This is a genomic window from Sphingomonas sp. CFBP 13733, assembly GCF_014841795.1.
Lineage (GTDB): Bacteria > Pseudomonadota > Alphaproteobacteria > Sphingomonadales > Sphingomonadaceae > Sphingomonas > Sphingomonas aerolata.
Genome location: NZ_JACYUP010000003.1, coordinates 633,408 through 659,064, shown reverse-complemented (window position 1 = coordinate 659,064; position 25,657 = coordinate 633,408). Strand labels below are relative to the sequence as shown.

Annotated in this window: 17 protein-coding genes, 1 tRNA gene and 1 pseudogene; 11 read left to right on the top strand and 8 right to left on the bottom strand. The window is 66.5% G+C overall.

The window, feature by feature from the left end:
- Positions 1-113 precede the first annotated feature (113 nt).
- From IFT71_RS11675 to IFT71_RS11665, 3 genes are all read left to right on the top strand, one after another.
- Positions 114-7,226 carry an autotransporter outer membrane beta-barrel domain-containing protein gene (locus IFT71_RS11675; protein ID WP_192140925.1) on the top strand — a complete coding sequence of 2,371 codons (7,113 nt, stop codon included), beginning with the start codon at positions 114-116 and terminating at the stop codon, positions 7,224-7,226.
- Between the two features lie 876 nt (positions 7,227-8,102).
- Positions 8,103-9,629: a DUF1800 family protein gene (locus IFT71_RS11670; RefSeq protein WP_197976117.1), complete on the top strand. Its 1,527-nt coding sequence runs from the start codon at positions 8,103-8,105 to the stop codon at positions 9,627-9,629.
- Positions 9,630-9,633: 4 nt separating this feature from the next.
- The gene (locus IFT71_RS11665; protein ID WP_192140923.1) at positions 9,634-11,016 is read left to right on the top strand and encodes a DUF1501 domain-containing protein; all 1,383 of its coding nucleotides are present in this window, start codon (positions 9,634-9,636) and stop codon (positions 11,014-11,016) included.
- A gap of 130 nt (positions 11,017-11,146) precedes the next feature.
- Here the strand turns inward: IFT71_RS11665 and IFT71_RS11660 are convergent.
- The 3 genes and pseudogenes from IFT71_RS11660 to IFT71_RS11650 form a co-directional block, all read right to left on the bottom strand.
- Positions 11,147-11,497, bottom strand: a pseudogene (locus IFT71_RS11660) (YciI family protein); the annotation flags it as partial.
- A 348-nt stretch (positions 11,498-11,845) separates the two neighbouring features.
- On the bottom strand, positions 11,846-12,394 hold the full coding sequence (locus IFT71_RS11655; protein WP_192140919.1) for a hypothetical protein: 549 nt from the start codon (positions 12,392-12,394) through the stop codon (positions 11,846-11,848).
- 301 nt (positions 12,395-12,695) lie between these two features.
- Positions 12,696-12,769: transfer RNA gene (locus IFT71_RS11650), tRNA-Gln, on the bottom strand.
- Between the two features lie 185 nt (positions 12,770-12,954).
- Between IFT71_RS11650 and IFT71_RS11645 the strand changes: the two genes are divergently transcribed.
- Positions 12,955-13,974: a Ppx/GppA phosphatase family protein gene (locus IFT71_RS11645; protein WP_056673048.1), complete on the top strand. Its 1,020-nt coding sequence runs from the start codon at positions 12,955-12,957 to the stop codon at positions 13,972-13,974.
- On the top strand, positions 13,971-14,651 hold the full coding sequence (locus tag IFT71_RS11640; RefSeq protein ID WP_031393473.1) for an RlmE family RNA methyltransferase: 681 nt from the start codon (positions 13,971-13,973) through the stop codon (positions 14,649-14,651). Before IFT71_RS11645 ends, IFT71_RS11640 begins: the two co-directional genes overlap by 4 nt.
- A 556-nt stretch (positions 14,652-15,207) precedes the next feature.
- On the opposite strand, the gene rpoZ is transcribed toward IFT71_RS11640, so the two are convergent.
- The gene (rpoZ, locus tag IFT71_RS11635) at positions 15,208-15,552 is read right to left on the bottom strand and encodes a DNA-directed RNA polymerase subunit omega (RefSeq protein WP_031439727.1); all 345 of its coding nucleotides are present in this window, start codon (positions 15,550-15,552) and stop codon (positions 15,208-15,210) included.
- A 164-nt stretch (positions 15,553-15,716) separates the two neighbouring features.
- On the opposite strand from rpoZ, the gene IFT71_RS11630 reads away from it, so the two are divergent.
- Positions 15,717-16,919 carry a phospholipase D-like domain-containing protein gene (locus IFT71_RS11630; RefSeq protein ID WP_107931481.1) on the top strand — a complete coding sequence of 401 codons (1,203 nt, stop codon included), beginning with the start codon at positions 15,717-15,719 and terminating at the stop codon, positions 16,917-16,919.
- 24 nt (positions 16,920-16,943) lie between these two features.
- On the opposite strand, the gene tldD is transcribed toward IFT71_RS11630, so the two are convergent.
- Complete coding sequence (gene tldD, locus IFT71_RS11625; RefSeq protein WP_192140917.1) at positions 16,944-18,374, bottom strand: metalloprotease TldD; 1,431 nt, start codon at positions 18,372-18,374, stop codon at positions 16,944-16,946.
- Positions 18,375-18,392: 18 nt separating this feature from the next.
- Complete coding sequence (locus IFT71_RS11620) at positions 18,393-18,626, bottom strand: zinc-finger domain-containing protein (protein ID WP_031393477.1); 234 nt, start codon at positions 18,624-18,626, stop codon at positions 18,393-18,395.
- Between the two features lie 264 nt (positions 18,627-18,890).
- Between IFT71_RS11620 and IFT71_RS11615 the strand changes: the two genes are divergently transcribed.
- Positions 18,891-19,829 (top strand): ABC transporter ATP-binding protein, encoded by a 939-nt coding sequence (locus tag IFT71_RS11615; RefSeq protein WP_107931161.1) that lies wholly within the window; start codon positions 18,891-18,893, stop codon positions 19,827-19,829.
- A 39-nt stretch (positions 19,830-19,868) separates the two neighbouring features.
- Here the strand turns inward: IFT71_RS11615 and IFT71_RS11610 are convergent, their stop codons facing one another.
- Positions 19,869-20,564 (bottom strand): hypothetical protein, encoded by a 696-nt coding sequence (locus IFT71_RS11610; protein ID WP_107931159.1) that lies wholly within the window; start codon positions 20,562-20,564, stop codon positions 19,869-19,871.
- A gap of 107 nt (positions 20,565-20,671) precedes the next feature.
- Positions 20,672-21,679 carry a LacI family DNA-binding transcriptional regulator gene (locus tag IFT71_RS11605; protein WP_107931157.1) on the bottom strand — a complete coding sequence of 336 codons (1,008 nt, stop codon included), beginning with the start codon at positions 21,677-21,679 and terminating at the stop codon, positions 20,672-20,674.
- A gap of 124 nt (positions 21,680-21,803) precedes the next feature.
- Between IFT71_RS11605 and IFT71_RS11600 the strand changes: the two genes are divergently transcribed.
- From IFT71_RS11600 to IFT71_RS11585, 4 genes are read left to right on the top strand one after another with little or no spacing between them, the layout of a single operon-like run.
- Complete coding sequence (locus IFT71_RS11600) at positions 21,804-23,066, top strand: MFS transporter (protein ID WP_192140915.1); 1,263 nt, start codon at positions 21,804-21,806, stop codon at positions 23,064-23,066.
- Complete coding sequence (locus IFT71_RS11595) at positions 23,063-24,127, top strand: sugar phosphate isomerase/epimerase family protein (RefSeq protein WP_192140913.1); 1,065 nt, start codon at positions 23,063-23,065, stop codon at positions 24,125-24,127. Before IFT71_RS11600 ends, IFT71_RS11595 begins: the two co-directional genes overlap by 4 nt.
- Positions 24,124-25,266 (top strand): Gfo/Idh/MocA family protein, encoded by a 1,143-nt coding sequence (locus tag IFT71_RS11590; RefSeq protein WP_192140911.1) that lies wholly within the window; start codon positions 24,124-24,126, stop codon positions 25,264-25,266. Before IFT71_RS11595 ends, IFT71_RS11590 begins: the two co-directional genes overlap by 4 nt.
- Positions 25,263-25,652, top strand: a complete 390-nt coding sequence (locus IFT71_RS11585; protein WP_082451163.1) for a c-type cytochrome — start codon at positions 25,263-25,265, stop codon at positions 25,650-25,652. The genes IFT71_RS11590 and IFT71_RS11585 overlap by 4 nt, the downstream gene beginning before the upstream one ends.
- Positions 25,653-25,657 lie beyond the last annotated feature (5 nt).

The following is a 25,657-nucleotide window of genomic DNA, read 5'->3' as shown; positions in this document are numbered from 1 at the left end:
CACCGGTGTGCTATTAACGGTGCATTACACATTAGATTGTCAAACACTTCATATCTGTTGGACGTGAATAGAAGATCAAGCTAGCGTACCCGAACTAGAAGACGGGGGAATGCATGAAGGTCGGGGAAATGACGTCGCGGAAGCGGCGCGTGCGCATGCGCGCGTTGCAGACGAGCGCGATCGCGGCGACGTTTTTCGTGGCTGGCCCAGCGTTCGCACAATGCGCCCCCGATCCTACGGTCGCCAATGGCACCACGACCTGCACGGGCACCGATACCGATGGGCTCTCGGTCGCAACTGGCAATAGTCGCATCGTCATTGCAAGCGGGGCGACCGTGCGGCCCGGCAGTGGCGCTGCCGCGATCATCAGTCGGGCCAGTAATGCGTCCTTCGACGTCAATGGTCTGGTCGACGGCGGGGCGGGCAAGGCCGGGCTGTTCGTAACCACCGGCACGCCGTTCACGACGATATGTACGGATCCCTATGCGGGCGCTTCGGTAAATTACTGCGTCATCGGCTCCACCCTGACGAGCTATCCGTCGGCCAGTGCGATGGTGACGGTCGCGGCGGGCGGCACGGTGACGGGCGCGCAAGGGATCCTGATCCGGCGCGATGCCAGCAACACCAATGGCTATATCTCGGCCTCGATCGACAATGCTGGGACGATCAGCGGCACCGCAGGCCCCGCGGTGGTTGCGGACCAGACGGGCTTCGGCTCGCTCTCGGTCACCAACCGCACGACCGGGACGATCGGCGGTATCGCCGGCACGGTCTCCTACGTCACGAACGCCGGAACGATCGACGGAGGCGGCAATGCCGCGCTTGCCTCGACGGTGTCCGGGATGAACGTCGTCAACACCGGCCGGATCGTGTCGAGCGGCTCGGCCGCGACGCTGAGCGATACCGGCAGCTATCTCTACGTCAGCAACGCGACAGGCGCGGTGATCGGAGGCAGCACGACCGCGATCCGGACCAGCGGTGCGCTGTCGCTGACCAATGCGGGCACGGTCAACGGATCGGTGGTCTCGACCGCCGGGTCGGGAACGAGCAGCACGATCGATACGCGCCAGGGCGTGATCAACGGCGATCTGGTGCTGGGCGCGGGCAACGACACGCTCCGCGCGCGCTATGACGCCGCGACCGGCCGGATCGCATCGATCACCGGAACGGTCGATGGCGGAGCGGGGAGCGATACGCTGGCGTTCGGCGTCGATGCCGATGCGGTGTTCACCCGTGCGGTGCTGCCGACAAATTTCGAGCTGCTGGGCTTCGACCTGAGCAACAATGCGGTGGCGACGCTGGCCGCGGGCTTCACGTCCGGCACCGGTATATCGGTCAGCGGCACGGGCGCGCTCGTCAACCAGGCCGCGCTGGTGACCAACGGGCAGGCCGTGATCGCGGCATTCTCGCCCTACGGTCTCGACTTCACCAACCAGGGGTCGATCACCGCATCGCTCGGCGGCACCGGCCTGTTTGCCGTGGGCACGCCCGCGACGGTGACCAACTCGGGCACGATCACCGCCAATGGCGGCTCGGGCGTGCAGGCGTATACGACGCTGACCAACAGCGGCGTGATAACGGCAACGGGGACCGGCGCTGCGGTCGTCTATGGCACGCTGGCCAATAGCGGGACGATTCGTTCGACCGCGGGCATCGGCGCGACGATTTCCGGCGGGGGTTTCAGCGGATCGACCAACGACGGGACGATCATCGGCGCGACCACCGGCGTGTCGTTGTCGAGCGGACGACTGGTCAATACGGGCACGATAATAGGCGGCACCACGGGCGTTTTGCTGGGATACGGCACCGCGCTGATCAACGCCGCGTCAGGCACGATCACGGGCGGGACCGCGGCGGTGAGCGGCACCGGATCGTCCGTCGCAATCGTCAACGCCGGCCAGATCGCCGGTACGGTGAACCTCGTTTCGCCCTACAGCTTCGATTCGAGCAACGATGTGTTCGTCGACGCGGGCGGCACCGTGACCGGCGCGATCCGGCTGGGTGGCGGTGACGATATGCTCGTCGTCGACCTGGCGAGCACAGGCACGCGACCGCTGGCGGGGGCGATCGGCGGGGTCGAAGCGGGCGCCGGCTATGATACGCTGCGCTACCGGGTCAATGCCGATGCCAGCGCGGCGCTGGCACTGACCGGCGGGTTCGAGGGGCTCGCCTATGAGCTGACCGACGCCGCGGCGCTGACGCTGACCGCCGCGACGCCGTTTGCCACCACGATCGGGCTGACCGGCAACGGATCGGTGACGCTGAACGGGACGATCTCGGCGACCGATCGCACGCTGATCGATACCGGGATCCTGACGGTCGACCAGCTGACCATGGGCACCGCCGGACCGGCACAGGCGCTGACGATCACCAACGCCGGCACGCTGGCGCTGACCACGACCACGCAGACCAACTTCTATTCGACGCTGGCGGCGATTGCCGCAGGCACCGCCGACGTCACCAACAGCGGCACGATCACCGTCGCCAATGCGGCCGGCCGCTATTATCCGGCAGTCGCGATCCGCGGCGGGAACAGTGTTACCAACAGCGGCACGATCACCCTGAGCGGAGGCGGCACGGCGATCAGCGGTGCGCGCGACATCGTCAATTCGGGCACGATCACGGATATTTCCGGCACGGATATTTCCGGCACCGGTGCGGGCGCAATCGGCGTGACGGCCTTCACCACACTGGCCAACAGCGGCACGATCCGGGTCGACGGTACCGCCGTGCAGGGCAGCTATTATTATAGCCCCGTGCAGATCACCAACAGCGGCACGATCGAGAGCCGCAAGGCGACCGCCGTCACGCTGGGCTATGGCAGCGTACTGACCAACGAGACGACCGGGACGATCAACGGGCTGACCGCGATCGACCTCTCGAGCGGCGGGACAATCGTCAACCGCGGCACGATCATCGGCGATGTCGCGGCGACGTCGCCCTACGCCTATTCGAGCGCCGTCTACGTCGCGGATGGCGGCATGGTTACCGGCAACGTGACCTTCGGGTTGAGCACCGACATGTTTCTTCAGACCGGCGCTGCGACCGGGGTGAGCGGAACGATCGATGGCGGCGCGGGCTTCGATATTTTCGGCCGGTCGCGCAAAGCCAGCGACAGCATCGTGCTGGACCAGCGGACGGGGATCAATTTCGAAGCCGATTACGTCGAGGCGCTCGGCACCGACACCCGCGTGACGTTGACCGCGGCGAACCCTGTTACAAATGACCTGTACCTCCGGGGCGACGGCACGATCGTCAACGAGGCGACCATCGATGGCGCCGCGTGGACCTATCTTCCGATCAGCACGGCCGGGCTGGCACAGACCAACGGGCTGGCCGCGTTCGTCAACCGGGGCACGATCTCGGGTGGCGTGAGCGGCGCGGTCTACGCCTTCACCAATAGCGGCACGGTCGGCGCAGAATCGCTTCTGTCGAACGCAGTCTACCAGGGCGTTTCGTCGGGAACATTGTCTTTTGACAACAGCGGCGCGATCGCCTCGTCGGGCGACTATTACACCGCAAGCCTGGAAGGCTATGGCCTCGACGGCCTCACCGCAACCAACAGCGGCACGATCACGGGCGGACTCGCGATATCGGCCACCACGGTTCTCGACCAGACCGCCCCCGTCACAATCGCGGTCGCCAATAGCGGCACGATCACGTCCGCCACTGGCACCGCGCTAGTGATCTCGACCGGCAGCGATTACTATTTCGGCGGCCCGAGCGCGGTCACGCTGACCAATGACGGTACCGTCACCGCCAGCGGAGAAGGCGGCGTTGCCGCGCGGCTGTACATGCAGGGCAGGTTCGGCTCGACGGCGAGCTCGACCTACGCGATCGCCAATACCGGAACGATCGAGGCGACCGGCAACGGCCTGACCCAGACCTATCAGGATTGGGACGGCACGCGCTACACCTATACCATTCCGGCGGCCGGCCTGCTGTTGGATACCGGGACCAATGTGACCGGGACGATCACCAACAGCGGGACGATCCAGGCGACCGGCACGTCCGCAGTCGCGCTGCTCGTATCGGGCACCGCGCTCGACCTGACCAACAGCGGCACGATCCGGGGCGGCACCGGCAGCGTGCTGGCGAACGGCTACCCGCTTGACGGCACCAGCCTGGCCGGTGCGATCCAGATCTGGGGCGGCGCCGACGACCGGATCGTCAACACCGGTGCGATCTTCGGGTCGGTCGATCTCGGCGACGGCAACGACAGCATCGAGAACCGCGGCCGGATCGAGGGCAATGTCCTGCTCGGCGCGGGCGACGACAGCTTCCTGCAGCGCGCGGATGCGGTGCTGGTCGGCACCGTCGATGCGGGCGAGGGCAATGACGGCCTGATCGTCGATGCGACCGTGGGTGGCGCGGTCAATGGCGACCAGTTCGTCAATTTCGAGCGCTTCACACAGGTCGGCAGCGGCAATGTCGCCTATTCGGGGACTTTCCGCTTCGACACGATCGGCGTGTCGGGCGGCGATGTGACGGTCGCGGCCGGACAGGTCCTCACCAGCGCAGGCACAGTGACGATCACCGGCGGAGAGGCGGCGGAAAGCGTGACCAATGCGGGCACGATCGCCGGCAGCGTCGACCTGGGCGCGGGCGACGACCGCGTCGTCAACACCGGCACGATCCAGGGCGCCGTCCTGCTCGGCGCCGGCAATGACCGCTTCGTCGAAGGCACCGGCAGCAGCGTCGCGGGCGGCGTTGATGGCGGCGCGGGCGAGGACCTGTATGGTGTCACGCTCGCCGGCAACCGCAGCGGCATCGGCCAACGCAGCAACTTCGAGCGCTTGAGCGTCGAGGGCAGTGGTACGCTGGCGCTGACACTCGATCAGGGCTTCCAGTCGATCGCACTCGCCGGCACCGGCCTCAACCTCGCGCTGGGTGGCTTCGTCGTCGGCACCGTGACGGGCTCAGACGCGGCCGAGACGCTGGCGGTCGACGGCGATGTCGCCATGGTCTCGCTTGGCGCCGGCAACGACGAACTGGCGCTCGGCGCGACGCGTGCAGGCGGGCTTTACATGGGCGGGGCAGGCTCCGACCTGTTGCGCTTCACTGCAAACGCGCCGGTCACCCTGACGGGCACGGCAACGGGCTTCGAGCGCATCGCGCTTGCAGGTGGCGCGCTGACCGTGACGGGAACGCTCGGGACCGCCGGCACTGCGCTGACGTTCGGCGACGACGCGCAGAGCGTCGTCGTCGCACCGGGCGGCACGCTGGCCGGAACGATCGATCTCGGTGCAGGCAATGACGGCTTCCGCCTGACGGCAGGCGGTACGCTACTCGGCACCGTCTCGGGTGGAGCCGGGACCGACACGGCGACGCTCGAACTGGCGGGCGACCGCACGCTCGGCGCCGACATGCTGCGCGACTTCGAGATCCTGAACGGCGAAGGCAGTGGCACGCTGACGCTGACGGGCGTTCAGACCTATGAGCGCGTCAATGCTGCGACCAACCTGACGATCGGCTCGGGGGCGTCGCTCACGGCTCCGGTCGTGTTCGGGGCAGCCGATAACCGCTTCACGGTTGCGGGCAGGTTCGCAGGGTCGGTCGACGGCGGGGCTGGTACGGACGCGATCCTGGTATCGGGCGGCAGCGCCGCGGCACCGGTCGCATTCGGCTCGATCGCGAATGTCGAGGCGTTCGGCATGACCGCAGGCTATGCGACGATCGCCGGCGATGCATCGCTGAATAGCGTCGACATGTCGGGTGGTCGACTTGTCGGCCTGGCCGGATCGACGATCCGCGCGGCGCAGATCGCGGTACGCTCGGGCGCGACCTTCGGGTCGGCCGGGTCGGTGATCGGCAATATCGCGGTCGCCGGCACGCTCAGCCCAGGGGCTTCGCCGGGTACGATGACGGTGACGGGCAACGTCTCGCTTGCGAGCGGATCGGTGTCGCTGTTCGAGATCACGCCGACCGTGGCCGACAAGCTCGTGATCAACGGTGGGCTTTCGATCGCGACGGGGTCGACGCTCCGCATCGTCGCGGAAGGTGCGATCCGGCCGGGCACATCCTACGACCTGATCGTCGCAAGCGGCGGGATCAACGGTAGCTATACGACGATCGACAAGTCGGCGTCGCTGTTCGGCTTCGTCGTGCAGCGTGCCGACCGAATCCAGCTGCTCGGCCAGTTCCTCGGCGATCCTGCGTTCAACCCGCAGGTCGCGCGAAGCATCGACTATGCCAATGCCGCGATCCAGGTGCAGCCGGCGACCAGTACGCTGTTCGCCGCCCTGCCCGCACTGCTGACGGCGAGCGGCGCATCGAACAGCCAGGCGTTCGCGCAATTGACGCCCGAAGCCTATGCCTCGGCGACGCAGATGGGCGTCGACCAGACGCTGAGCCTGACCGACGTCGCACGCGGACCGGGCTTTGCGACCACCGACCGCGAGGACGTCGGCGTGTTCACCTTCGCGCAAGGGATCGCGCAGTGGCACACGCTCGGTGCCGATCGCGACGCGGGTACCGCGAAGGCCCGCAGCAGCGGTTACGGCTTCCTCGGCGGGGTCGGCATCGGCAACCGTGACTGGTCGGTCGGCGCATTTGCGGGCTATCTCGACAGCCGCCAGCGGATCACTGCCCTTGGCGCTGCGACCAGCACCGATGGTGTCGTCGCAGGCGTCCACGGTCGCTATGCGGCAGGCAATATCCGGATCGGCGCGTCGATCCTGTATGATGGCGGCGATGCCCGCACCACGCGCGCACTGCCGGGGGCGAGCAGCGCAACCGGGCGCTACGGCCTGCACAGCTGGGCGACCGACCTGTCGGTCGGCTATGCGCTGGCCATGGCGAATGACTGGACGCTGACCCCCAAGGTCGGCGTGACCTATCTGCGCACCACCCGAGACCGGGTGAGCGAGGCCGGCGGGCCGTTCGCCCTGACCGTGGCGCGCGACCGCCATGTCACGGGCTTTGCCGATGCCGGCGTGACGTTCGCGCGCAGCGAGGCGTCCGACGCAGCGTTCCGTCCCTATGTCGGGTTCGGCGCCCGCACCCGGATCGAAGGGAAGCGGGCCGATGCGGTCGCAGGCTATGCCGGTGCACCGCTGACGCTGACCGCGCTGGGTGCCCCACGCGCATGGGTGACCGGTACGGCATCGGCCGGCGTCGCATACCGCCTGCCGAGCGGCGTCGAGCTGTTCTCGACGGTCGAAGCGCAGACCGGCCAGGACGACCACCGCGAGAGCATCGCGACGGGCGTGCGGCTGCGGTTCTGATACTGAGGATGGCTACATGTCGATGTGTCGACATGTAGCCATTTACCTGCCGCTGCCTGCGAGAAATCCGGCTTCACGTGCATAGCAGGGCCTCGCCACCAGCTAGGGCAGAAAGGAATGCACATCGGCTTTGTGCAGGAGTTGCGTTGAGCCCGGAAATCCCCTCGATCGGGTCCAGACCGGCCAGACCTGACCGGTAAATCTTCCACCGTTCACCGGGTCAACGAAGACACAGAGAGCGGCAATGACTTCGTGCCGCTGACGGCGATGGGGGGGGTAACGTTAAGTTACGTTTACCGTGTTTTAAAGCCGAGGCGAGGGCGGCTTTCATGCTTATGAACATCGCGACCATGCAAATCCGGGCATTTATTGTAGAAATAGTTGGTAACAGGGGATTTCCGAACCCGCTGTTAACTACCGCCCGGCAAATGAGGGCAGCACGGAGCCGTAAGCATCTCCGTTGCGACCGCCGGGGATTGTTGCGTGCTGAAAGACCGATTTGCTGATTTCACAGTGGATGACGGAATAACGGGAGCCGCGTCTGAGGCGGTCGGCGTGAAACGGGCAACACCGGCTGCAGGGCTGCTCCTGGCGGCATGCGGTGGAGGCGGTGGTAGCGGCAGTGGCGCTGCTGCCGGGGCAGGGTCAATCGTTGTGGTGCCGGCGCCGACGCCGATCCCGACGCCCGTTCCAACGCCCATGCCCATTCCGACGCCGGCGCCCGTTCCTACGCCGACGCCTGTTCCAACGCCGACACCCGCTCCCACGCCGACCCCGTCGGTTTCGACGCCGGCACCGACGCCCAGCCCGACCCCAACTCCGACACCAGCATCCAGCGAGCCGGCGACCTCCGGTCCGTCCACGGAGCCGATCCAGGTGGTCCGTGCGCCGGTCAACCAGGAGGAGGCGAGCCGTTTCCTGCTGCAGGCGACCATGGGCGCGACCCGCGCCGACATCGACAAGGTCATGGCGCTCGGTTTCGAGGGCTGGATCGACGAACAGATGGCGATGCCGCGCGAGATCTCGCACTGGGACTGGCTGGTCAGCGTCCGCGTCGAGGGCGACCGCTCCTATATCTCGGGCACGGGCTATGGCTGGGATCAGACGATCTGGCGGCAGGCGATCGGCGGGCACGACCAGCTGCGCCAACGGATCGGCATGGCGTTGCTCGACTTCCTGGTCGTCGGGATGGACGGCGTCACCGGTTCCTGGCCGACGATGCAGGTCGCCGCCTATATGGACGTGCTGATGGACAATGCGTTCGGCAATTACCGGACGCTGATCGGGCAGATCACGACCAGCACCGCGATGGGCTCGTTCCTCACCTATCTCGACAACCGCAAGGGCGATCCCGTCAGCGGGGCGGAGCCGGACGAGAATTATGCCCGCGAACTCGTGCAGCTGTTCACGCTGGGGCTGCATCAGCTGAATATGGACGGTACGCCGCAGCTGGCGGGCGGCGAGCCGATCGAAACCTACGGCAGCGATGACGTGGCACAGCTCGCCCGGGTGCTGACCGGGCTGACCTATGCGAATGCCGACAAGAACACGCCGGACCGGCTGCGGCTGCCGATGATCGTCAACGAGTCGATCCACGAGGGAGGGGCCTCGACCGTGCTGGGCGCGACGGTCAGCGGTCCTGGCGCGACGGCGATCCCTGCGGCGCTCGACATCATCTTCCGTCATCCCAATGTCGCGCCCTTCCTCGCGCTGAACCTCATCAAGCGGCTGACAAGCAGCAATCCGTCGCCCGCCTATGTCGCCAGCGTCGCCCGCACGTTCGTGGACAATGGCCGGGGCGAGCGCGGGGATCTGGCGGCCACGGTCCGCGCGATCCTGCTGCATGCCGAGGTGCGTGGTCCCGCCGCGTTGACCAACCCCTCCGCAGGGCGGCTGCGCGACCCGGTGCAGAGATTTACCGGCTGGGCGCGCGCGTTCAACGCGGTGACCGCCGGCAAGTGGAAGGTCGGCGATCTCAGCGCCATCACCAAGCTGGGCCAGTCGCCGGGGCGATCGCCCTCGGTCTTCGGCTTTTTTCGCCCCGGCTATTCCGCACCCGGAACGCAGGTCAGTAGAGCCGGGCTCGTCGCCCCGGAGTTCCAGCTGGTCAACGAGCAAACCGTGCTGTCGTTCATCAACTTCATGTACACCACGGTTTCGGGCGGGGTCGGCGACGTAAAGGCCGACTATACCGAGATTCTCGCCAAGGCCACGGACGCGAACGCGCTGGTCGACGAGGTCGTACTGCTGCTGGCCGCGGGTCAGTTACCCCCCGCCACCATCGCCGCCATCCGCGCGGCGGTAGCGAGCATCAGCCTGTCCAAATCGGATGGCCCCATCAACCGTGTCGGGGTGGCAATCATGCTGACGCTCGCCTCCCCCGACGGCCTCGTACTGCGATAGCCCCATGCACCTGAACCAGCATCATTCGCGCCGATCCTTTCTGACGCGGAGCGCTCAGCTCGGCCTGGCCGGCGTCGCCGCGCCGCTGGTCGACACGCTCGGCTGGATCGGCGAGGCGGCCGCAGCGACCGCCAACGACTATAAGGCACTGGTCTGCGTCTTCCTCTATGGCGGCAATGATTACGCCAATACGCTCGCGCCCTATGATGACGCCAGCTATGCCGCCTATCTGAAGGCCCGGCCGAGTGTCGCGCTGACCCGCGAGGCACTGGCGCCGATGCTGTTGCGCCCCGACCAGGCGCTCCCGGGCGGGCGCCGTTACGCCTTGGCGCCGGCGATGGCTCCGCTGCTTCCGCTGTTCGATCAGGGCAAGATGGCGATGCTGCTCAATGTCGGTACGCTTATGGAGCCGACGACCAAGGCGCAATATCTGGCCAAGACCGTCCGCCTGCCGCCCAAATTGTTCAGTCACAACGACCAGCAGAGCTTCTTCCAGGCGTCCCATCCCGAGGGTGCCGCGACCGGCTGGGGCGGGCGGATCGGCGATCTGGTTGCGGCGGGCAATGGATCGGCGACGCTGACCTGCATCAACGCGAGCGGCAACGCGGTGTATCTGGCCGGGCGGCAGGCGATTCCCTATTCCGTCTCCGGCAGCGGGCCGGTGCCGCTGCTGCGCAACAGCAAGACGCTGTTCGGCTCGGCCACGTCTGCCGACACGTTGCGCCAGCTGATGACCGGTGGCGGCCAGACGTTAATGGCGGACGATTATGCCAAGGTCGTGCGGCGGTCGCTCGACACCTATGCTCAGGTCAACGCAGCCCTGGCCAATGCGCCGGAGGAGAATTTCGGCCTGTTCCCCGACTATACGCTTGCCGATCAGCTCAAACTGGTCGCCCGGATGATGTCGGTATCGTCCGACCTGGGGGTGAAGCGACAGGTGTTCTTCGTCTCGATGGGCGGGTTTGATCGGCACAACGGCCTGGTGACACAACAGCCGAACATGCTGGGCGCGGTCGCGCAATCGATGAAGGCATTCTACGACACAACCGTCACGATGGGGATTGCCGACCGCGTCACGAGTTTCACGGCGTCCGATTTCGGACGTACCTTGTCGGCCGACCGCGACGGATCGGACCATGGCTGGGGCGGCATGCACTGGGTCGTGGGCGGGGCCGTCAAAGGACGCCAGATCATCGGCAAGCCACCGATCGTCGGCAGCAACACGCCTGACGATGTCGGTCGCGGCCGGCTGCTGCCGACCACCTCGGTCGATCAATATGCCGCGACGCTGGCAACCTGGTTCGGTACCAGTGACGGCGAGCTGACCACGGTGCTGCCCAATCTGGCGGCATGGGACCGTTCGTCATGGAACCTCGGCTTCCTCTAGCGTAGCGGCGCAGCGTCATACGAGCCGTCGCCCCCCTCGCCCACGCTCGTCAGCGTTCTGCCAGCTTCCTACCGACGCCGTCGTGGATTTCTGAGGCTTCGGCCGGGATGAGGTCGGCGAAGTCTTCGGCTTCGTACAGTGGACGGATCTCGATCTCGCTCGGCCCGAACATCGGGTTCGGACAGCGCTTCACCCACTCGACGGCCTCGTCCATGGTCCTGACTTCCCAGAGCCAATACCCTGCGACGAGTTCGCGCGTTTCGGCAAAAGGTCCGTCAATAACTGTGCGGTCCGGACCATCGAATGCGATGCGCTTTCCATGCGACGAGGGCCTTAGCCCATCACCGGCGACTAGAATGCCGGCCTTCACCAGCGCCTCGTTGAATCTGCCCATGTCCACGAACATCTGGCTGAGTTCGGGCGAGGGCTTCATACCTTCCTCGCTATCCTCGGTTGCCTTCACGAACACCATCACGCGCATCATCATTCTCCTTACGACGCCGCCACTGTCCTGGCTGCTACAACGACGAACGAGATTTTCAGGATGCGATAGCTTCGCAGCAGAAGCTCTCTTCACAAGATGATCATCCACGAAGAGCGCGTCTCTTCCGACACGGCCAACGTGGATTAATAGCTCACGTCGCGCATGTCCTGAGTTTCGCAGCAAAGCCCTCTGCGCTCGTGTTCTCTCGCGTCCTGATGTCGCAAAAGTAGGTTGCAAAATACCTTTATTCTGATGCAATTTTGCAACATGCTAATTGGCTATGCTCGAGCGAATCCGTTATGAACGCGTCGGTGGGCATATTCCCGTGGTCGGCTTTCGTCGCCATCAGACTTCTCCCCTCCAGAATCGGAGGGGGCGCCGTCCGCCGGCGCCGGGCCCCTGCTTCTTGACCGCCTGCTCGGTCACGATCATTTCCTTGAGCAGTTTGCGTTCGAGATCGAGTCGGTCGCCGTCCTTCATGTGGTCAGCGAATTCTTGGAAACGCTCGGTCTGCCAGCTGAACCAATCCCAGAAGCGATCGCGTTCCCATGCCTCGTCGAAGGCGATCGACCAAAATCTGCCGTCATCGGTTCCGTATTCGAGGGTTACCGCGAAGCGCTTCTTCAGCATTCGGTAGTGGGCCGCGACCTCGGCCGTGGCGGCTAATTCCTGCTCGGCCAGCAGGCCAGCTTCTTCCGCTTCGCGATCTGCGTTGGCCTGGGCGTGCCCACGTTCGATCGCGTATTCCGAGACCACGGCCGAGACGATCGACGTCAGCCATGCCGTGCCGATTGCGGTTGCCCCGACGCTCCAGTAAGTGAAGCTGTCCTGCTGATGGCTCAGCGCCTCGTATGCATCCCTCGCGGAAGAGGAGTGTGTATAGCCTCGCTCCATGCGGACATGCTCAGTACGGGAACGCCGTCGCACCGGAGTTCTCTCACGAGGCGAACCCTAGCACCGTCGAGTTCGAGCGACACTGCCGGTACGATTGCGCCGTCTACTTCGGTCCGCTGAAGCCAGGTCGCCGGGTCATGCGGACGAACGTTTTGAGATACGTTTGATGGAGAAATCTTGGGCATTCCTGTCTCCTGGGTAGAGCGCAGAAATGGGATAAGACCAGCCCTTTAAGCCATGATATTCGCGCCGCATGGTGGTGCGCACGAACCGCAGCTATACTGCTGTTCCACAGAAGCGCTGGATGCCCCGTGAGGATTCGAACCTCAATAGGCGGTATCAGAAACCGCAGTCTTACCATTAGACGACGGGGCATCAGCGAGGGCGCGATCTAAGCGGGGGTTTGCGCCGTGTCAACGCCAAGATTTCGCGGATCCGCCACGTCGCTTGCGTAATCGCCGCGCAGCGCTACATTCGTTGGCAAGCACCGGGCGGGTATTTTCCTGCGGCGGCAGATATAGATAGTGAGTTTTACGGCGATGGGGGATGTTTCCGCCCGAATGCCGTCCCGGCAGGCTGGTCCTGCCCGTCCGGCGGCGACCCGGCCCGGTCGAGGGCGGTGGGCCGATGCGCAGGCGTTTGCCGCGCTGGATCTCGGCACCAACAATTGCAGATTGCTGATCGCGCGACCACAGGCAGGCGGGTTCGCGGTGATCGACGCGTTCTCGCGAATCGTCCGGCTCGGCGAGGGGCTCGCGTCCACCGGGCAGCTGAGCGACGCCGCGATCGAACGCACGATCGCCGCGCTGCGCGTGTGTTCGGACAAGCTGAAACGCCGCAACGTCACGCTCGCGCGGTCGGTCGCGACCGAAGCCTGCCGCCAGGCGCGCAACGGCCCCGCCTTCATCGCCCGCGCGCTTGCCGAGACGGGCATCCATCTCGACATCATCACCGCGGAGGAAGAGGCGCGGCTGGCAGTGCTCGGCTGCCATGCGCTGATCGAACCCGGCAACGACCCCGCGCTGATCTTCGACATCGGCGGCGGTTCGACCGAACTCGTGCTGGTCGATACGTCGACGCCGATCCCGACCGTGCTCGACTGGCATTCCGCGCCCTGGGGTGTCGTGTCGCTGACCGAACATGCGGGCGGCGGCAAGGGCGAGGCGGGCCGACGCGCGGCCTATGCACGAATGCGCCAGGTCGTCGCGGACAGCATCGCCCCGTTCGCCGCGCGGCTGCCGGTCAATGTCGAGCGGCCCCGGCTGCTCGGCACCAGCGGCACCGTGACGACGCTCGGCAGCGTACATCTGGGGCTCAGCCATTACGACCGGTCGGAAGTCGACGGGCTGATCGTGCCCGCCAGCGCGATGCGGCGGATCAGCGCGGACCTGTCGCACATGGCGATCGAGGAGCGGGCGAAGCTCGCCTGCATCGGAAACGAGCGCGCCGACCTGGTGGTCGCGGGCTGCGCGATATTGGAGACGATCATGGACATCTGGCCCGCCGAACGGCTCGGCATCGCCGACCGCGGCATTCGCGAGGGCATATTGCGCCGCCTGATGGGGAGCCCCAGGCCATGAGCCGCGGCGGCTCGGGCGGGCATACCCGCGTCCTCACCGCGCGCAAGCGGACCGCGCAGTCGACGCGCTGGCTCGAGCGCCAGCTGAATGACCCGTACGTCAAGCGCGCCAAGGCGGAGGGCTATCGCAGCCGCGCGGCGTACAAGCTGACCGAGCTCGACGAACGGTTCGAGGTCATCAAGGGGTCGAAGCGCGTCATCGACCTCGGCATCGCGCCGGGTGGCTGGGCACAGGTGATCAAGCGGCGCCTGCCCAAGGCGGCGGTGGTCGGGATCGACCTGTTGCCGGTCGATCCGATCGACGGCGTGACGATCTTCCAGATGGATTTCATGGACGACGCGGCGCCCGCCATGCTGATCGACGCGCTCGGCGGCGCGCCCGACCTGGTGCTGTCGGACATGGCAGCGAACACCGTCGGCCATCCACAGACCGATGCGCTCAGGACGATGGCGCTGGTCGAGGCGGCACTCGATTTCGCCTGTGACGTGTTGGAGAAGGGCGGGACTTTCGTCTCGAAGGTGTTCGCGGGCGGCGCTGATTCCGCGCTGGTCGCCGAGATGAAGCGCAACTTCACCAGCGTAAAGCATGCCAAGCCGCCGGCGAGCCGCAAGGGCTCGGTCGAGTGGTTCGTGGTGGCGCAGGGGTTCAAGGGGCGATCGGTCGATCGGGAGCGCTGATCCACCGATTGATACCGCCGCTGACGCCCCTCGACGGCTGACGACGCGGCTTTGCAACGGAGGGGTGGTTTTAGGCATGATGGCCGCGGCATGGCCGGACGCGCGCTTGCGTTGAACCCTTCAGACTAAGCCCGGTAGCCCGCCGCCTCCCTCCCCCCGTTCGTGCTGACCGTAGTCGAAGCACCTTGAGTCCCATGCCCTTCGACTACGCTCAGGGCGAACGGTAGGGGGGTGGCGAACGGTGTGCGGGTGTTGAACGGTGTGGGGGTGACGCACGGTGTGGGATGGCGACCGGTGTCGGGGTGGCGACCGGTGTCGGGGTGGCGACCGGTATGAGGGTTGCGACCGGTGGCCACCGGGACGGCGAATGCGAACCGCCCCCGTTACCCCCCCCGCCTCACCCCCAACGACACCCGCAGAGAAAAGGCCCGCGGACCTTCAGGTCCACGAGCCTTTCAATCACACCAGCAAAGCGATGCCGTAGCATCGTTAGCCGGAAACCGATCAGGGTCGGATCACAACACGGCCCGGCTCGCGCCGCACCACGTCCGTGCGATCAACCCTCGTAATCGGCACCCAGATTCTGGTTGCGCGGCGGGGCGGCGGCGGTGAGCCGCAGCGCCTCGGCCGATGCCGCGAGGCTGCCGACGGCATCGACCTCGTCGTCATCGTCGACGCGGACCTTCTGCAGGCCCTGGATGACCGATTCCTTGAGATGCGCCGGCTTGACGTTCTCGTCGGCGATCTCGCGCAGCGCGACCACCGGGTTCTTGTCGCGATCGCGGTCGAGCGTCAGTTCGGCGCCGCCCGAGATCTGCCGCGCACGCTGCGCTGCGAACAGCACCAGGTCGAACCGGTTGGGGATCTTGTCGACACAATCTTCGACGGTAACGCGCGCCATGACGCTTCCTTCGCAACAAACACCGATAGGGAGAACACAGGCGCCTACCCACACCGCGCCACAAAGTCAAGATTTTGCCGGTTGGGTGTCCGACGCTGCCCCGTGTCGCCCCGCCGCAAGGTTGCATCGGCCCGATGCTATGTCCACTACCCCGGGCCATGACCATGCCCGCCCCCGAGCTCGATCGCATCACGACCCCGCAGGCGGCGGAGTCGGTCTTCACCGTCGATGGCAACCAGCTGACCCTGCTCGAGGCGGGACCCGAACGCCTGACGGCACTGATCGGGCTGATCGACGGCGCGCGGCAGTCGCTCCGGATCCTCTATTATATCTATGCCGACGACGATGCCGGCCAGCGCGTGAACGCGGCGATGATCGCGGCGGCGAAACGCGGCGTGACGGTCGCGCTGATCGTCGACGGCTTTGGCAGCGACGATGCGGCGAGCGCCGATTTCTTCGACCCGCTCGAAGCCGCGGGAATCGCGGTGTGCCGGTTCTCCGCGCGATTCGGCCGGCGATATCTGCTGCGCAATCACCAGAAGCTTGCGCTGGCGGACGGCGAACAGGACGACGCGCGGATCATCGTCGGCGGCTTCAACGTCGAGGATGACTATTTCGGCACAATTGCCGACAATGCCTGGCGCGATCTCGGCCTGCTGATCGAAGGCCCGGCCGCGGGGCGGCTGACGGGCTATTTCGATGCGTTGAGCAGCTGGATCCACCAGCCCAGGGGCAAGCTGCGCAAACTGAACCACGCGCTGCGCCGCTATAGCGAGACGCAGGGGCCGACACGCTGGCTGATCGGCGGACCGACGCGGCGGCTGTCACCCTGGGCGCGGGCGGTCCGCGACGACATGCGCAGGGCGACACGGATCGACATCATCGCCGGCTATTTCACGCCGAGCCCGACGATGTTGCGGAGGCTGGATCGTGCGGGCCGTCGCACCGACCGCGTACGCATCGTCACCGCCGCGAAATCGGACAACAACGCGACGATCGCCGCCGCGCGGTTCACCTATGCCGGACTGTTGCGCAAGGGCGTGCACGTCTTCGAATATCAGCCGACCAAGCTGCACACCAAACTGTATGTCATCGACGACGCAGTCCATATCGGCTCCGCCAATTTCGACATGCGCAGCTTGTTCATCAACATGGAGCTGATGATCCGGATCGAGGATCCCGGTTTCGCCGCGCATGTCCGCCGCTATGTCGACGCCGAAATCGCCGCTTCGACCGAGATCACGCCAGCGCTGTACAAAACAAAGACCGGCTGGCTGCAGCGCGTGAAGCAGTTCGGCGCCTATTTCCTGGTCGCGGTCGTCGACCCCAATGTCTCGCGCGGTTTGAACTTCGGGATCGAGGACTAGGACGCCGCTGAACGGCGGCGCCCGTTACTGGGCCGCCGTGCCGCCGACCGTCAGCCCGTCAACCAGCAGCGTCGGCTGGCCGACACCCGCCGGCACCGACTGCCCGCCCTTGCCGCACATGCCGATGCCCTCGTCGAGCGCGAAGTCGTTGCCGATCCCGCGCACCTTGGTCAGCGAGCTGGGGCCGTCGCCGATCAGCGTCGCGCCCTTGATCGGCGCGCCCAGCTTGCCGTCCTCGACCAGATACGCCTCGGTGCAGCTGAACACGAACTTGCCCGACACGATGTCGACCTGCCCGCCGCCGAACGCCTTGGCGAAAATGCCCTTCTTGACGCGGCTCAGCAGCTCGGCGGGATCGTCGTTGCCCGCCTTCATGAAGGTGTTGGTCATCCGCGGCATCGGCGCGTGCGCATAGCTTTCGCGGCGGCCATTGCCGGTCGCCTCGACGCCCATCAGCCGTGCGTTGAGCCGGTCCTGCATATAGCCCTTGAGGATCCCGTCCTCGATCAGCACGGTTTCGCGCGTCGGCGTGCCCTCGTCGTCGATCGTCAGCGAGCCGCGGCGATCCTGGAGCGATCCGTCGTCGACCACAGTCACGCCCTCGGCCGCGACGCGCTCGCCAATCCGCCCCGAAAAGGCCGACGTGCCCTTGCGGTTGAAATCGCCCTCGAGCCCGTGGCCGATCGCTTCGTGCAGCAGGATGCCGGGCCAGCCATTGCCGAGCAGCACGGTCATCTCGCCGGCGGGCGCCGCGATCGACTCGAGATTGACCAGCGCCTGCGAAAGCGCCTCGTCGATCGCGCGGTTGTACGTCTCGGGCTGGAAGAGGTCGGTATAGAGATAACGGCCGCCGATACCGTAGCTGCCCGTTTCGCGACGACCATTCTGCTCGGCGACGATCGACACGTTCAGCCGCACCAGCGGCCGCACGTCGGTCGCGATGAAGCCATCAGCGCGGACGATCTCGACGACCGACCATGTCCCCGACAGGCTGACCGACACCTGAGCCACGCGCGGATCGCGTGCTCGCGCGGCGGCGTCGATCGTCTGGCACAGGTTCACCTTGTCCGCGAACGGCACGAGGTCGAGCGGGTCGGCGGCGGTGTAGCGGTGGCGGTTGGTGCCCTGGGGGGGGCCGGCCTTGGCGGCGACGCTCGGCTCGATCAGCGCCATCGTTTCGGCGGCGCGGCGGATCGCGGCGGGGGTCATCTCGTTCGAATGCGCGAACGCGGTCATCTCGCCCGACACCGCGCGCAGGCCGAAGCCCGAGCTGGTGTCATAGGAGGCGGTCTTGAGCCGGCCGTCGTCGAAGCCGAACGCCTCCGCCTTGCGGTACTGGAGATAGAGTTCGCCGTCATCGGCCTTGGCGAGCGCCTTGGCGGTCAGCGCCTGCGCCTGCTCGGGGTCGAGCGTGTCGCGGTAGAGGAACGAGCGGGGGTCTGCAGCTATCGTCATCCGATAGATATAAGCGGCTTAGCGCCCTGCGCCATCCCCATGGTCACGCAATGTCGACTGGTCCGCGCCATCGGCGGCCCCGCCGACCAGGATAAAGCGCCGATCGCAATAGCCGCAATCGACATAGCCGGTCTCGTCGATCTGCAGCCACACGCGCGGATGGCCGAGCGCTGCACCGCCGGGAATGTCGGTGGCGCCGTCGCAGGCGACGCGGGCGTGGGTGACGCGGGTGGTTTCGAGCGGCGGATGCATGCGGGCGCGATAGCAAGCGCGGGCCGGGCGGGCAATTGGTTCTTCGGTGGTGATAGGAAGGAAGGATTTGTTCACGCGGAGGCGCGGAGGCGCGGAGGTGTTGCGCTTGTCGCGAAGCGACCTTCACATCAGGAATGGCGGAACAGGGAGTGGGTCTCCCGACCGACAGGCTGGATACGACATCTCCGCGCCTCCGCGCGAACAAATCTTCTTTGCGACCCCCGAGGGGATGACCCGCCCTTCCCGTCCCGCTATGCCGCAGCCATGACCGAAGCCGCGATCGCCATCACCAATCTCTGCAAGACCTACGCCCCCGTGGGCATGGCGGCACCCAAGCGCGCGCTCGACGGGGTGACGTTCGATGTCCCGCGCGGCCAGATCTTCGGGCTGCTCGGCCCCAATGGCGCGGGCAAGTCGACGCTGATCAATATCCTGGCGGGGCTCGTCAACAAGACCGATGGCAGCGCCGCGATCTGGGGCTTCGACATTGACGGCCACCCGCGCAACGCCAAGGCGTCGATCGGGATCGTCAACCAGGAGATCCTGTTCGACCCGTTCTTCTCGCCGTTCGAGACGCTCGAGATCCAGGCCGGGCTGTACGGCGTGCCCAAGGCGAAGCGCCGGACGATGGAGCTGCTCCGCGCGGTGCATCTGGAGGACAAGGCGCATGCCTATGCCCGCACGCTGTCGGGCGGCATGAAGCGGCGTCTGATGGTGGCCAAGGCGATGGTCCATTCGCCCCCCGTCCTCGTCCTCGACGAGCCGACCGCGGGCGTCGACATCGAACTGCGCCAGCAGCTCTGGACCTATGTCCGCAGCCTCAATGCCGCCGGCGTCACGGTGATCCTGACGACGCATTATCTCGAGGAAGCCGAAGAGCTCTGCGACCGGATCGCGATCATCAACAACGGCCGCCTGATCGCCAACGAACCGACCCGCGAACTCGTCGGCAAGGCGCAGGAAAAGATCGTCGCCGTCACCGTCGACCGCGATGTCGGCATGGTCCCGGCGAACGCCTGCTTCCAGAAGATCGCGCTCAAGGGCACGCGCACGCTCGAAATCACCTATGCCAAGGACCGCGTGAACGCCGGCGAAGTCCTCGCCGCGGTCCAGTCGGGCGGCTTCGGCATTGTCGACGTCTCGACCAAGGAACCCGATCTCGAGGACGTGTTCCTCAGCCTCACCCGCGCCGCCAACGCCTGAGCGCGCGCGGCTCGGGCGCAGCGCCGGGGCCGGTTCGGCTTACGCCGTGGGGCAGACCACCGTCGTGCCCTGGCCACGGTTGCTCAGCGTGGCGCGGTAGAAGAACGAGTCGCTGCCATAGGTTTGGTTGGGGCCGAATACGAGATCGACCTTGTCGCCGATTTCGAGGCCGAACTTGACCCCGTTGACCGTGGCGGTGTCGACGACGATCCCCGAGGCGACCGTGACGCCATTGCGGGTGATCCGGTAATCGACGCCGTCGCCCGTATTCGCCTTGCTGAAACAGGCGGACAGTTCGACCAGCATCGCGCGCGGCGCGGTATAGCGGATCACCGCGCGGATCGGGTTCGCGCCATCGCCTGCAGGTGCGGCGGTGGTATTATTGATGCGGAGCGGCTTGGACCAGCGATCGCCGAAATGGCTCGCGAAATCGGTGTCAAACACGCCGAGCCGGGTATCGACATTCGCCTTGTCGCGACGCCAGTAGCTCCAGGATCCGCTGCCATATTGCAGCATCGTGTCGGCGACGAGCTGCGACGCGGTGATCGTATAGCCGGTGGCGCCGCTGACGATCAGCGGCTCGGACCCGATCTTGACCGGGCCGGCGGGCAATGCCACCCCGTACATGTCGCGAACGGTGCCGCCGATGAAGCTGATCGTGCCGCGCAGACCCCATACGACCCAGCGATCGGCACCGATCCGGTAGAGGTTGAACGGAGGCGCGGGCGGGCGCAACGGTCCGCCCGCGCCGCGGCCCGGTCGACGATATCAGGCTCGCGCGCGTCGAACCGCGGCGCCCGGGACGATGCGGGCGGCCCGTCGGACGGTGCCGCGTGTCCGCCTTAGCGGTCGGTGCGCGGCCCGGCTGTGCTGCCACGCACCACGAGCGCGTGCGCCAGCGTCATGTGGCGTGTCGGGCATTCGACGCCGCGCAGTATGTCGACGAGCAGTTCGACGGTGCGCCGGCCGATCATCCCCTTGGGTTGCGCGATGGTGGTCAGCGCGGGCTGGAAATAGCGTGCGAGCGGAAGATCGTCGAACCCCATGACCGACACGTCGCCCGGACAGGACAATCCGGCCTCGCCGATCGCGCTCAGCGCCCCCAGCGCCATCTCGTCGCTGAAGCAGAAGATCGCCGTCACCCCGGCGGCGAGCAGCGCGCGCGTCGCCACGAAGCCCGAACCCGCGGAATAATCGCCGATCTCGACGTGCAGCGCGTCGCGCAGGCCGTGCCGTTCGGCCGCACGCAGCGCACCCCTCAGACGGTCGCGGCTGATCGGACTGATCTCGGGGCCGGTGACGACGCCGATCGCCCGGTGGCCGAGATCGGCGAGATGCGCGATCGCCTCCGCGCTCGCCGCCGCATTGTCGATATGGACGCTGGGGACGCCGAGATCTGCACTATATTCACAGCCATTGACGATCGGTGCGGCGCCCCCCTCCCGCGCGAGCAGCGACGCCAGGCTGTCGGGCAGGCGGTGGCCGAGGAAGATCAGCCCGTCGACCTCGCGACGCGACAGCATGTCGGCATATTGATCCTCGACCGCGGAATCATGCCGCGTGTCGCCGACAACGACCGAATAGCCCGCGTCGCGCGCGGCCTCCTCCGCGCCGCGGATGACGCTGGCGAAGAACGGGTTCGAGATGTCGGGGACCGTCAGCAGGATCTTGGCGGCGCGCAGCGTGCGCAGGCTGCGCGCAGCGACATTGGGCGCGTAGCCCGACGACCGGACGATCGCGAGCACGCGCAGCCGGGTCTTTTCGGACACTTGGTCCGGTCGGCTGAGCACGCGCGACACCGTTGCGGTAGAGACGCCAGCCATCGCGGCCACTTCGATGATCGTCGGCATCGCCGGGTCATGGATCCGGGCGCTGCCGCTGTCGACCGATAACCGATGTAATCCTTTACATCGATGCTTCGCCGACCTAGCCTTATGTCAGACAAGCAGCAAAACTGCGGTTGAGAGGTGGCGAATGGCGGTAGCGGACGATCTGGGAACGGCCCCCTTGCGCGGTGTCGACACCGCGACGGGCGGCTTGCTCACCGCGCGCCTCAGTGCGCTGATGTTCATGCAGTTTTTCGTCTGGGGCGCGTGGAACGTCACGCTCGGGCTGGCGATGCAGACCGTCGGGATCGGCAACCTGATCGGCAATGCCTTTTCGGTCGGTCCGATCGCCTCGATCATCGGCTCGTTCCTGCTCGGCATGGCGGCGGCGCGCTATGTCAGCCCGAAGATGCTGATGGTCATCCTCCATCTCGTCGGCGGCGCAATCCTGTTCGTGCTGCCGTCGTTCGTGACGCCCGAACGCGGCGCCAGTTTCGTCTGGCTGCTGCTCGGCTACATGATCCTCTACATGCCGACCGTGGGACTCGCGAACACGATCGCACTCAAGAGCTTTGGTGATCGGACCGACAACTTCCCGTTCGTGCGCGCGTTCGGGACGCTCGGATGGATCACCGCGGGGCTGATCATCGGCTGGGCGGGGCTGTCCGCCAGCCCGCAGATCTTCCGCGTCGCGGCGATCGTCTCGATCGCGCTCGGGCTCTACAGTTTCACGCTGCCCAATGTCGCCTCCGACGCGCCGCGCGACGAAAGCGTGCTGCGCCAGGTCCTGTGCGTCGAGGCCTTCGGTCTGCTCCGCCAGCGGTCGTTCCTGATCTTCATGACCTGCGCGACGCTGATCTCGATCCCGCTCGCCATGTATTATGCCTATGCCTCCCCCTATGTCGGCGCGACCGGCATCACCAATGTCGGCGGCACGCTCGCGATCGGGCAGATGTCCGAACTGGTCTTCATGTTCTCGATGCCGTGGCTGTATCGCCGGTTCGGCGTGAAGCCGCTGCTGCTGGTCGGGATGATCGCCTGGGCGGCGCGCTATGCGCTGTTCGCGATCGGCGACGGCGGGTCGAGCCTCTGGGCGGTCTATCTCGGCGTCGCGCTGCACGGCGTCTGTTACGACTTCTTCTTCGTCGCGGGCGCGATCTACACCGGCACGATCGCGACGCCCAAGGGGGTGAACGCACAGGCGCAGGGGATGCTGACGCTGTTCACCTATGGCGTCGGCATGCTGCTCGGGTCGCAGATCGGCGCGATGCTCTATGCCCAGCTGCCCGCCGCGCCGACCATCGCCGACTGGCAGCATATGTGGTGGTATCCCGCGATTGCCGCCGCCGTGATCGCGCTGCTGTTCCAGATCCTGTTTCGCGACGATACCCGACGGGAGATTGCAGCATGACCGGACTGCGCGGACCAGCCATCTTTCTCGCCCAGTTTCTCGGCACCGAGCCGCCGTTCGACACGCTCGACGGACTCGCGCAATGGGCTGCGGGCCTTGGCTATGTCGGGGTGCAGATCCCCTGCACGTCGCAGTTGATCGACCTGTCGCTGGCTGCCGAGAGCAAGACCTATTGCGACGATCTTAGCGGCCGGCTCGCCGCGCACGGCATCGCGATCACCGAGCTGTCGACGCATCTCCAAGGCCAGCTCGTCGCGGTTCACCCCGCCTATGACGCGCTGTTCGACGGGTTCGCCCCGCCCGAGCTGCACGGCAAGCCCGCCGAACGCCAGCAATGGGCGGTCGAACAGGTCAAGTTGGCCGCGCGTGCGAGCGCCAATCTCGGCCTGTCCGCGCATGCGACCTTCTCGGGCGCGCTCGCCTGGCCCTATGTCTATCCCTGGCCGCAACGCCCGGCGGGGCTGATCGAGGAGGCGTTCGCCGAGCTCGCGCGGCGCTGGACCCCGATCCTCGACGTGTTTGCGGATGCCGGCGTCGACTGCGCGTTCGAGGTGCATCCGGGCGAGGACGTCCATGACGGCGCGTCCTGGGAACGCTTCCTTGCCGCGGTCGACAACCATCCGCGCGCGCGCCTCCTGTTCGACCCGTCGCATTTCGTGCTGCAACAGCTCGACTATCTCGACTTCATCGACCGTTATCACGACCGGATATCCTGCTTTCACGTCAAGGATGCCGAGTTCAACCCGACCGGCCGATCGGGCGTCTATGGCGGGTATGAAAGCTGGGTCGACCGCGCCGGGCGGTTCCGTTCGCTCGGCGACGGACAGGTCGATTTCTCCGCGATCTTCAGCAAGATGGCGCAATATGGCTTTGCCGGCTGGGCGGTGCTCGAATGGGAGTGCGCGCTCAAGCGGGCCGAGGACGGCGCGCGCGAGGGCGCACCGTTCATCCGTGATCACATCATCCGCCTGACCGAGCGTTCGTTCGACGATTTCGCCGCCAGCGGAATCGATCGCGCATCGATCCGCGCGATTCTGGGGCTGGCCGAGGACCAAGCATGACCCGGCTGCGGCTCGCGATGGTCGGCGGCGGCGAGGGCGCGTTCATCGGCGCGGTCCACCGGATGGCCGCCGCGCTCGACGGCGACTGGGACCTCGTCGCAGGCGCGTTCAGCACCGATGCCGGCCGCAACACGCGTACCGGCACACAGCTCGGGCTCGCCCCGGCACGCGTCTACGCGTCGTTCGAGGCGATGATCGCCGGCGAACGCGCGCTGCCCGCGGACATCCGCGCGCAGGCGATCGCGGTCGTCACGCCCAACCATCTCCACGCGCCGATGGCGATTGCCGCGCTCGACGCGAGCTTCGACGTGCTGTGCGAAAAGCCGATGGCGATGAGCGTCGCCGAATCGGAGGCGATCGCCGCCGCCGCCAAGACCAGCGGCCGGCATTTCGCGCTCGCCTTCACCTATAGCGGCTATCCGATGATCGAGGAGGCGCGCGCCCGCGTCGCACGCGGCGATCTTGGCGCCATCCGCCTCGTCCAGGTCGAATATCTGCAGGGCTGGCTCAGCCTGCCGATCGATGGTGACGGCAACCGCCAGGCCGAATGGCGGACCGACCCGGCCCGTGCCGGGCTGGGCGGCTGTCTCGGCGATATTGGCACGCATGCCTTCCACCTCGCCGAACATGTCTGCGCGCTGCGGGTCGAGGCGGTCTCGGCGGATCTGACGACGCACGTGCCAGGCCGCCGGCTCGACGACGATGTCAGCGCGATGCTGCGGTTCGAGGGCGGCGCGCGCGGCATGCTGAAGGCGAGTCAGGTCGCCGCCGGCGAGGAAAATGCGCTCACGCTGCGAGTCTATGGCGAGCGAGGCGGGCTCGAATGGGCGCAAATGGAGCCGAACACGCTCGTCATGCGCTGGCTCGACCGCCCCGCCGAGATCGTCCGCACCGGCGGCCCCGCGTTGCAGCCCGGCGTCGCCGCGCTGACGCGGACCCCGTCGGGCCATCCCGAAGGCTATATCGAGGCGTTCGCCAATCTGTACCGCGCCTTTGCGGCAACCGTCCGCGGCGAGGGCGGACGCTGGTTCCCCGGTATCGTCGACGGGCTTCGCACGATGCGGTTTATCGAGGCGGTGATCGCCAACGCGGCATCGGACCGCAAATGGTCGCCGCTCTATCCTGGAGAGACGGAATGAAATTCTTCATCGGGCTTGGCGCAGCCGGCATCGGCGCGGCGGCCCTCATCGCCGTCTGCGCGCCGACCAGCGCCCAGACGACACCTGCCGCGGCGCCCCCGGCCTTTGCCGCCTGCCGGGCCTGCCATACGGTCGACAAGGGTGGCCGCAACGGTATCGGCCCCAATCTTCACGGCGTAGTCGGCCGTGCCGCCGCCGCGTCGCCGGGGTTCAATTATTCGCCTGCGCTGAAGGCATCGAAGCTGCGCTGGGACGACGCGACGCTGAGTGAATATCTCGCGGCCCCGTCGAAGAAGGTCCCCGGATCGCGCATGCCGATCGCGACCCCTGATCCCGCGAAACGCGCCGCGATCATCGCCTATCTGAAGGCGGCGGGCGCGAAATGAGACGG

Bases quoted from the DNA above. Each gene is read 5' to 3' on its own strand.
- tldD (WP_192140917.1), bottom strand. From the start codon at position 18,374: ATGACGATAGCTGCAGACCCCCGCTCGTTCCTCTACCGCGACACGCTC.
- IFT71_RS11605 (WP_107931157.1), bottom strand. From the start codon at position 21,679: ATGCCGACGATCATCGAAGTGGCCGCGATGGCTGGCGTCTCTACCGCA.
- rpoZ (WP_031439727.1), bottom strand. From the start codon at position 15,552: ATGGCGCGCGTTACCGTCGAAGATTGTGTCGACAAGATCCCCAACCGG.
- IFT71_RS11600 (WP_192140915.1), top strand. From the start codon at position 21,804: ATGGCGGTAGCGGACGATCTGGGAACGGCCCCCTTGCGCGGTGTCGAC.
- IFT71_RS11640 (WP_031393473.1), top strand. From the start codon at position 13,971: ATGAGCCGCGGCGGCTCGGGCGGGCATACCCGCGTCCTCACCGCGCGC.
- IFT71_RS11630 (WP_107931481.1), top strand. From the start codon at position 15,717: ATGCCCGCCCCCGAGCTCGATCGCATCACGACCCCGCAGGCGGCGGAG.
- IFT71_RS11655 (WP_192140919.1), bottom strand. From the start codon at position 12,394: ATGGAGCGAGGCTATACACACTCCTCTTCCGCGAGGGATGCATACGAG.
- IFT71_RS11645 (WP_056673048.1), top strand. From the start codon at position 12,955: ATGCCGTCCCGGCAGGCTGGTCCTGCCCGTCCGGCGGCGACCCGGCCC.
- IFT71_RS11665 (WP_192140923.1), top strand. From the start codon at position 9,634: ATGCACCTGAACCAGCATCATTCGCGCCGATCCTTTCTGACGCGGAGC.
- IFT71_RS11585 (WP_082451163.1), top strand. From the start codon at position 25,263: ATGAAATTCTTCATCGGGCTTGGCGCAGCCGGCATCGGCGCGGCGGCC.
- IFT71_RS11590 (WP_192140911.1), top strand. From the start codon at position 24,124: ATGACCCGGCTGCGGCTCGCGATGGTCGGCGGCGGCGAGGGCGCGTTC.
- IFT71_RS11675 (WP_192140925.1), top strand. From the start codon at position 114: ATGAAGGTCGGGGAAATGACGTCGCGGAAGCGGCGCGTGCGCATGCGC.
- IFT71_RS11615 (WP_107931161.1), top strand. From the start codon at position 18,891: ATGACCGAAGCCGCGATCGCCATCACCAATCTCTGCAAGACCTACGCC.
- IFT71_RS11595 (WP_192140913.1), top strand. From the start codon at position 23,063: ATGACCGGACTGCGCGGACCAGCCATCTTTCTCGCCCAGTTTCTCGGC.
- IFT71_RS11620 (WP_031393477.1), bottom strand. From the start codon at position 18,626: ATGCATCCGCCGCTCGAAACCACCCGCGTCACCCACGCCCGCGTCGCC.